The organism is Corallococcus sp. AB049A (assembly GCF_003668885.1).
GTDB classification, from domain to species: Bacteria; Myxococcota; Myxococcia; order Myxococcales; family Myxococcaceae; genus Corallococcus; species Corallococcus interemptor.
In genome coordinates, this window is the sequence record NZ_RAWL01000366.1 from 1 (window position 1) to 8,792 (window position 8,792).

At 73.3% G+C, this 8,792-nt stretch carries 4 protein-coding genes; all 4 read right to left on the reverse strand.

Features of this window, described 5'->3' with window-relative positions; translation table 11 throughout:
• Window positions 1–439, reverse strand: a 439-nt coding sequence (locus D7X55_RS30085; RefSeq protein ID WP_147470266.1) for a hypothetical protein, incomplete at its 3' end; no start/stop codon positions are given.
• A gap of 48 nt (window positions 440–487) precedes the next feature.
• A complete protein-coding gene (locus D7X55_RS30090) occupies window positions 488–2,758 on the reverse strand; it encodes a SpoIID/LytB domain-containing protein (RefSeq protein WP_121724865.1) in 2,271 nt (756 codons plus the stop codon).
• A gap of 3 nt (window positions 2,759–2,761) precedes the next feature.
• Window positions 2,762–7,477 carry an MG2 domain-containing protein gene (locus D7X55_RS30095; protein WP_121724866.1) on the reverse strand — a complete coding sequence of 1,572 codons (4,716 nt, stop codon included), beginning with the start codon at window positions 7,475–7,477 and terminating at the stop codon, window positions 2,762–2,764.
• Window positions 7,474–8,792 (reverse strand): hypothetical protein (locus D7X55_RS30100; protein WP_121724867.1); only part of this gene is annotated, 1,319 nt, incomplete at its 5' end. The genes D7X55_RS30100 and D7X55_RS30095, both read right to left, overlap by 4 nt.

Genomic DNA, 8,792 nt, shown 5'->3' on the forward strand with positions numbered 1-8,792 from the left:
GGGCCAGGCCGCGCCACAGGTCCACGAAGGCCGCCGCCAGCGGCGCCGCGTTCGCGACCGAGTACGGCCGCCACTCCACGCGCTGACACACCACGCGCGCGGAGGGCACCCGCGCCCCCGGAGGCCCCAGCCCCAGCGTCAGGTCCTCGCCGCCCACCGCCACGCGCGTGGCCAGCACGTGCCGCACGGGGCCCTCCAACAGCCACACCCTCAGGGCACCGCGCGGCACCGCGCCCTCCACGTAGCGCGCCCCCAGCAGCCACAGCTCGCCCTGGATGAGCACGTCCTCGCCCCGGGGGGCGTGCAGGTTCGGCCGGGAGTCCTGACAGCCCAGCACCCAGGCCCCGCGGCCCTCCTGGACCCAGCGCACCCGAAGGCCCTCCGGCAACGCCTCCAAAGCGCGCCGCGTGGCCTCCGCCTCGCTCATTCCCTCCGCCATTGGGCCCCTCGAACCAAACAGCGCTACGGTATTCTTCCGTAATAGCTGTTACTCGCGACCCGTGTCAGCAGGTTTTTCACGGTTTCCCGGGTGGGTAAAGCGGAACCCGGCTCCGAAAGCGCGCTCCAGGAGGGCGTCGCTGCCGAGGCCGGGGCTGGCCTTGGCGGCTTCGACGTCCAGGCCTTCGCCGTGGCCCCGGCCCTGGCCCTCGAAGCGGACCTGGGGTCCGTCGAAGGAGGCGCGCTGGGGACAGGAGGGGAGCTTCAGGCTGGCGCGCAGCGTGTCGCACGGGAGGGAGCGCGCGTCCTCGTAAGGGGCGGCGGGGGTGCCTTCGGTGCGCAGGTAGCGCACGCGGCCGGACTCGAAGCGCAGCGAGACGAGGTTCGTGCCCAGCAGGGCCTCCACCTCCGAGCGGGGGCGGACCTCGCTCCACGGGGTGGATCCGCCCTGCGAGAAGGTGAGCCACGCGTCCCATTTCAGGGGCGGGAGCTGGAGGGCGCGGGACTCCTCCGGGCGGATGCGCACGGTGCCCCGGAAGGCCTGGCAGTGGGTGGTGTCGCAGAGGGCGCGGCCGGCGTGGCGCGAGTCGGCGTGGCGCTCGTTGTGCGCGGCGACGCGGGCCAGCGCGATGCGGGCTTCGCCCTGGAGGGTGACGTCCTCGGCGGCGACGACGCCGGCGGTGTACTGCACGCGCGTGGTGCGGAAGACGAAGTCGGATCCACGCCGGGCCTTGAGCGCGCTGGGCGTGGTGGGCACGCCGGGTGGAGGGCGGTACGGAGGCGGCGTGGACCAGGTGAAGACGCCCGCGTAGTCGCGGCCGCCGTCGGGGCCGTCCGGGAAGCGCACGCGCCAGGGACTGCCGAGGCAGACGGCGGGCCCCTTCGAGGTGAGCGCGTCCAGGCGCGAGAAGTCCGGCGGCGCGGCGCGTGGTTTGCCGTCCTCCAGGGAGAAGCCCGCGCCCGAGCAACGGGCCTCCACGGTCGCGGAGGGCAGCAGGCCGAGCACCTGCACGCGCGCGGCCTCCAGCCCCGCCTGCCGGCGCACGCGGGTGAGGAGCGCGGGGAGCTCATCCACGAAGTGCCGGGGCATCTTGCCCGGGCGCACGATGACGGCGACGAGGTCCGCGTCCACGGCGGCGATCCATCCGAGCTGGGGACGGCTCGCGGCGTCGCGCACCGTGCCTGTCTTGGTGGCGACGCCCTTGAGCGCCTTCGACGTGGAGAGGCCGCTGAGCGTGCCTTCGTCCACGTTGCCGGTGAGCAGCGCGAGCACGTCCGGCCGGGCCTCCGCGAGCAGCCGGTATGCCTGCGCCATGCCCCACGGAGAAAGCCCATGCGCGGAGCGAAGCCCGATGGCCTCCGTCATGTCCGAGGGCAGACCCGTGAGCCCCACCGCGGACAGCACCGGTCCCCAGACACCGAAGGCCTTGGGAGCAAGGCCCGTGGCCTCCCAGTCCAGGAACCAGCCGTTGCACGAGCGCAGGAGCGCGAGCCGCGCATCGACCTTCGGAGGAAGGCCCACGCCACAGGCCCACTCCTGCACGCCCCTGCGCGGCGCGAGCAGCGGCGGCGCATCTCCCGCCGCGTACAGGAACGGCTTGAGCGCGGAGCCGTAGGGCACGGCGCGGCGCACGTCTCCCTCCGAGAACAACACCTCCCCCGAGTGCCGGCTCACCACCACCGTGGCCGCCTCGGGCGCGAGCACCGCCACGTCCGCCAGCTCCTCCACCGTCAGCGGCGCGGCCCACCGCGCTCCGTCGTGACACTGGCGCAGCCTGCGCGTCAGCGCGGCGGGAAAGCCCGTGTGCTCTCCCAGGATGCGGGCCAGTCCCCTCCTCGCTCGCGTCGTGTCCATCGCGGGAGCGTTCGCCACCGCCTGCGCCGCGCTCGACAGGGATTGATAGGGACCGTCTCGCCACGCGGGCAGCTCACCGCTCACCGTCAGCGCGAAGGCTTCGTGAAAGAGCCGGTCCTCGCTGGACGCGGGACAGGCCCACCACAGCAGCTGATGCGCCAGCTCATGCCGCAGCGCCGTGCGCGTCCTCGCGTCCAGCACGCCGGGCGTGTTCTGCCGCAGCTCCACCAGGCCGGGCCGTCCCTGCGCGTTGCGCTCGGGCGGAAGCGCCGTGCCCTTCTGGAGCGTCACGGTGGCGGGGGCCCGCCGCGGAAGGCCGCCCGCCTGCGCCGTGTACTGCGCCTCCAACGACGCCCAGGCGGCCTGGGCCTCGCGGCGCAGGTCCTGCTCGGGCGTCACGTCCCCCCGCGTGACGAAGGTGGGCGAAGCCGACAACACCACGGCGACGGCGACGGCCCACCCCATGGGCTACAGGTCACTCACGGACGTCTTCGAGGGCACCACCTTCAACACGTCCGGCGCCGTGCGGCCCCGGATGCGCGCCGAGTACATGTCCTCGATGGTCGCGGGCGGCGCCGCGAACGTGCCCGCGAACTGCGCGCGCATCACGTAGCCCACCGTGCGCGGGCTGTCGCTCCACCACGCCGGCTCCTCGAAGAAGAACGTCGCGTGGGACGGGTCCAGCTGCCGGCGCTTCAGCGCCTCCGGAGCCAGCGCCAGCGAGTGCGGCGGCCCCCGGAAGACCTTGTCCTCCTGGAGCGGGACGAAGCCCGCTGGCACCGCGTCCTCCACCACGTAGTACGCCGAGCGCGCCCGGTTCTCCCCGCGCGCGTCCAGCGTCAGCTCCACGTAGACCTCCTCGCCCTGGTTCACGGACGCGCCCGCCTCCAGCTTCACCTTCCCGCCCTCGCGCAGCACGTAGTACGCGCGCTCCACGGACATGCCGTTCACGCGCGGCTGCACGGCCTTGAGCGGCGTCGTCGCGGCGGCGCGCAGCGTGGCCACGCCGTCGAAGCCGCCCACGTCCACCGTGCGCGTCCCCGCCGGCAGCGTGGCGACCAGGCCCATGCCGCGCGGTGAGAACTTCACCGGCGCGCTGGAGCCCTTCACCTCCGGAGGCGCCATGCCCTTGAACGCCTTCGCGTCACGCTCCACCAGCCAGAGCGAGTGCAACAGCGCCGTGCTCCGGTCGAACGTGGACAGGCCCGGCTCGCTCAGCATCTCCAGGATGCGCTTGCGCGCGCGCGTGACGTCCAGCGTGCCGAACGACGCCGCGTGCGCGGTGATGGCGGTGAGGCCCACGCGCCGCAGCGGGAAGCGGTAGAACGCCTCGGACGTCTGCGCCTCGCCCTTGAGCCCGGCGAGCTTCGCGAAGCCCTCGTTGCTCTCCTTCACCAGCCCCTGGATGCGCTCCTGGAGGCCGGGCTCCTTCATCACGCCCGCCTTCTCCGCGGCCAGCACCGCCAGCGCCAGCGGATACAACTCCCCCGGCTTCGCGGACTCCACCAGCGCGCGCACCCGCGCCGCCTGACGCGGGCCCTGAAGCCGCGCCAGCACGTAGGCGCGCGTCGCCTCGTACTCCGGCGGCAGGCCCTCCTGCGCCTCCAGCCACTTCGCGCTCTCCTGGATGCGCGCGTCGTCGCGGTCCACCAGCCCCGCCTCGGACGCGTACGCCAGACCGTCCAGCGCGATGAGCGTGAGCGGCAGGCTGGGCTCGCTGTAGCCGCCAAACCACGTGAAGCCGCCGCCCTTCACCGCGAGCCCCAGGATGCGGGCCGTGCCCTGCACGGAGCGGCTGCGCGCCTCCGCCAGGAGCGCCTGCGAGTCCGGGTCCAGCTTGTCCAGCGCGCCCGCCTTCTGGAGCACCTGGTACACCGCCACGTTGGGCACCGTCGTGGAGACCAGCTGCTCCAGGCACCCGTACGGGTACGTGAGCAGCTCGCGCACGTTGCTCAGCGCCGCGTCCACCGAGGACGGCTGGAGCACCAGCTCCACGCGCGTCAGCGCCGAGGACTCCGGCGCCTCCAGCGACAGCGCGCCGCCGCCCCACGCGCTCACCTGCACCGCGTCCTCCACGGCGGCGGGCGTCACGTCGAAGCGCTTCAGGTCCCGCAGCGGCTCCTTGCCGCCCACCACGTCCACCGTGAGCTGCGCCGGGCCCGTCTTCGCCGCGTGCAGCGTCACCGGCACCACCTGCTCGCCACCCTCGCCCAGCTCCACCTTGCGCTGGAGCGCGTCCGCCTGGAGCGCGCCGCCCGGCTGCAACCGCACGTCCAGCACCTGGCTGCCCTTGGACTTCGTACCCGCGGCCAGCCGCACGGACGCGAGCGCCTCGTCGCCCTCGCGCAGGAACTGCGGCAGCGCCGCGTAGACGTTGAGCCCACCGCGCGTGGCGAACTCCGCCGTGCCCTCGCCGAAGCGGCCGGACGTGTCCGCCGCCACCGCCGTCACCACCCAGAGCGTCTGGTTGGAGGGCAGCGTGAAGCGCACCGTCGCGCGCCCGTCGCGGTCCGTCACCACGGCCGGGTCCCAGTGCGCCGTGTCCTTCTCCAGGTCCTTCGCGTTGCGGCTGGGCGGCTTGATGGACGCGAACGCGTGGTCGGGCAGCCCCGCCATCTTGCGCGCCAGTTGCTCGCCGTAGCCGTAGCCCTGGAACTCCGCTGAATAGAAGCTCGTCACGTTGTCGCGCGCCGGCGGGTAGAAGAAGTCCAGCACGCCGGGGCGGAACTCGGACTGGATGGCGTAGACGGCCTTGTCCACCACGCCCACGGACAGCTGCGCGGACACGCCGTTGCCGTCGCTGTCGGTGACGCGGACATCGATGGCCTGCTCCGTCAAAGGCAGCGCCTCCGCGCGGCGCGGCTGCAGCGACACCGTGAGCGTGCGCTCCCTGGGCACGACGCGGAACGCCACCGTGCGCTCCTCCCAGCGGCCCGTCGCCGTGGGGTACGCCACGGACGCGTACACCGCGCTGCCGAAGCGCTTCTCCACCGGGAACGCATGCACCAGCGTGCGGCCCGTGAGCTTCACCACGGAGGTGCCGTACAGGCCCGCGCCCGTCAGCGTCACCCACACGGGGCCCGCGTCCTTGCCGCCCTGCCCCCAGCCATCCGGCATGAGCGCCACCAGCTTCGCGCTGTCCCCCGGCGCCAGCGTGCCGGACAGCGACGCGAGCGTGAGGTTGGGCACCTGCGCCACGGGCTCGTCCGAGCCGCCGATGACGAGCAGCGACTCCTCGCCCTCCCACGTCTCGCCCTTCTTGTCCTTCACCGTCACGCGCGCCACCACCCGGCCCACGTCGGTGGTGGGCACCTTCTGGCGGGACGTGCCGTCCTGCTGCGTGGTGAAGGTCTGCGTGCCCAGCGTCTTCTCGCTGCCGTCCGCGCGGACCAGCACGAAGTCCACGTCGCCCGTGGTGACGCCGTAGGCCTTGCCGGACAGCGTGGTGGCGCGCACGGACAGCTGCGCCTCCGAGCCCTTCTGCACCACCGCGTCGGAGAACCGCGCCACGCCCAGCACCTCCACCTTCGACAGGAAGAAGGCGGCGGTGCCGGTGGCGAACGTCTCCTGATCATCCCGCGCGCGCACGGTGAGGCTGTAGCGGTACGGCAGCCGGTCCTCGCCCGCGGCGAGCGCGGGCACGGCGACCTCCACCTCGGCCTCGCCCTCCGCGTTGAACTCGCCGGCGCTGGACCACGGGTCGTCCGTGGCCTGGCGCTCCGCCACGGAGGAGTACAGCCGCTCCGGCACGCTCAGCTTGCCCTCGCTGCTGGAGGCCGTGCCGTACGTCACCGCGCTGCCCTGGCCGCCGCGGCCGGAGTCGTCCACCCACGCGGGCGCGTCCAGCAGGGAGCGGTAGAGGAACACCTCGTACTTCGCGCCCTTGGGCACGCCGCCCGCGTAGCGGCGCGCGCGCACCGTCACGCTCACCGTCTGGCCGGGCACCACCGTCTCCGACTTCGGCTGCACCTCCAGGTAGAACGTGGGCTTCACGTAGTCCTGCACGCGCGCCTCGCCCTGGTGGGGGTGCTCGTCCAGGTCCGCCTCGATGCGCAGCACGCCCGTGCCCAGGTCCTCCGGCACCTTCAGCGTGCCGTTGAACGCGCCGAACTCGTCCACCGCCGCGCGGGTGACGATTTCACGGCCCTCCTGCGACACCAGCTTCACGCGCACGTCGCGCTTCTTCGGCGTGAAGAGCCGCGCGAGGAACGTGTCCGGCTGGCGCACGAGGCCGCGGAACTTCACCTCGTTGCCCGGCTTGTAGATGGGCCGGTCGCTGTAGATGAACACGTCCGGCGCCACCGCCAGCGCGGAGTAGAAGTCCGTGTCCACGATGGCCGTGTCCTTGCCGGCCGTCACCGTCGCGATGATGCGCGGCTCCGTCACCGCCAGCGTCACCTCGCCCTTGTCGTCCGTGGTGCCCGAGGGGCCCTTGCCCGTGGGCAGGTACACCTGCACCCGAGCCCCCGCGCGCGGCTGCTGGTCGCGCCCCGCCACGCGCACCAGCACCTGTCCATCCGTCTGCTTGAGCTGCACGGTGACGTCGCTGACGACGAGCACCACCTGCCCCTCCACCCGGCCCTGCACCAGCTGGAGCACGTAGGTGCCCGGGGGCAGCGGAGCGAGCAGCACGCGGCGCTCCTGGAAGCCGCTGCTGCTGTCGCCCGTGTCGAAGCCCGGCACGTTGAAGTCCCGGTTCGCGCCGCCCAGGTCCAGGTTGAGCCACTGGCTGCGCACCACGGAGAAGCCCGGCGGCGTGCCCACCAGCTTCTCCGGCCCTTCGGCCACCTTCGCCAGCGGCTCGCCGGACGACGACGACTGCGGCGGCTTCGGCAGGGACGTCCCCACCTCCTGGCGGAAGTCGGGCGACAGCGCCTCCATCAGCACGAGGCCCGGCGAGCTCACCGCGTTGAGGCCCCGGCTCAGGCCGCGGCCCGGGTTGAGCAGCGTGGGCGGCGTCTCGTACGCGCGCCGCAGGTCGCCCTGCGCGCGGATGAACGCGTCCAGGTTCGCGGGCTGGAGCACGCGCAGCTCGACGGGGCCCTTGTCCTCGAAGGCGACGTCCACGGCCACCGGCTCACTGCTGCCGTAGGAGCGGGGGACGGTGATGTAGAGCGGCTTGGCCAGCGCCACGCCGGACAGCAGGAGCGCGGCCAGCGCCGCGAAACGAACGGAGGTCTTCATGTCCCAAATCCTTCCGACGCCATGACGTAGCCCTGCGCGTTGCCACGGAAGCCCAGGTACGGCAGGGCCTCCAGGTCGCGGCGGGCCGCTTCGATTTCAGGAGGCAGCGCCTTGGGCATGGGCGACGCGCGGTCCACGCGCGCCTCGGACGTGTAGCCGTCCATGGCCAGCCCGCTGAGCAGCCGTCCCAGGTTGACGCCCAGCATCACCGTGGAGGGCGCGCGCAGCCCCGCCACCACCGGGCCCGCGGCGTTGAGCATGTTGGGCGCGCTGCCTTCGCACGCCTTCTTGAGCCGCTCGACCTCCTGCGGGCTCGTGGCCAGCACCACGTGCTTGCACAGCGTCGCGCTCACCAGCGTCCGCGCGCCGCCGGAGAACAGCGCGGACAGCCCCTCCGCGTCCTTCTCGTCGCCCCACAGCAGGGCCAGCTCCGGCGCCAGGGACGTGCTGCCGCGCGGCGTCCACGCCAGGGCCACCTGGCGCTCGCGCAGCGGGGCCCGGCTCTCGCCCTTCCAGAAGGCCTTGAGCTGCGCGGGCTCCAGCGACTCCGGCAGCATGAACCGGAACGCGAACAGCACCGGCGTGTCCTCGGGCACCAGCTTGAGCAGGTCGTCGGAGAGGGGCTTGCCGGTGGTGACGGACGTCCCGCTGACCTTCCCGGCGATGCCCTTCGCCACCAGCCGGTCGCCGTCCACGCGCAGCTGCAGCCGCGTGTCCTCGCCCAGCCCCAGCACGTGGGTGAAGAGCTGCGCCTCGCGGCCGTAGGCGTTCGCGTCGAAGCCCACCTCCACGTCCGCGCCGTCATCCGCCTCCAGCTCCGGCAGCGGCGAGCACAGCGCCTGGAGCACCACCACCGGGTGGCGCGACAGCACCAGCCGGTCCGCCGTGCGCGCGGCCCACACCGTCTGCTCGGCGACGAGCCAGCGCGACAGCTGGAAGCCGCCGTCCGGCACCTTCTCCCCCATGCCGGAGGGGCAGCCGTCCGCGACCATCCCGCCGCGCTTCGCCACGGAGTCCAGCGCGTCCCACGCCGCCTGGGACGTCTTGTTCGCCTTGGGGACGAGGAGCGCGGGCGTGCCCACGCGCGCGTCGCCGGTGAACCACACCGTGCGGAACGGCGTGTCGAGCAGCTGCCCGACGACGACGTCCAGCACCGCGCCCTTGAAGGACGCCTTGAGGTCCGTGCCGGTGGAGCCCAGGAACGCGGCCCAGCCGCTCGCGAAGCCCTGGCCCAGCGGCTTCTCCCACTGCGACTTCAGCCACGCGTTGCGCGCCAGCGCGTCGCGCACCTTCGCGGGCGAGTGCACGTCCACCC

Excerpts from the sequence above, each read along its gene's own strand:
- D7X55_RS30090 (WP_121724865.1), bottom strand. The coding sequence starts at position 2,758 with ATGGGGTGGGCCGTCGCCGTCGCCGTGGTGTTGTCGGCTTCGCCCACC.
- D7X55_RS30095 (WP_121724866.1), bottom strand. The coding sequence starts at position 7,477 with ATGAAGACCTCCGTTCGTTTCGCGGCGCTGGCCGCGCTCCTGCTGTCC.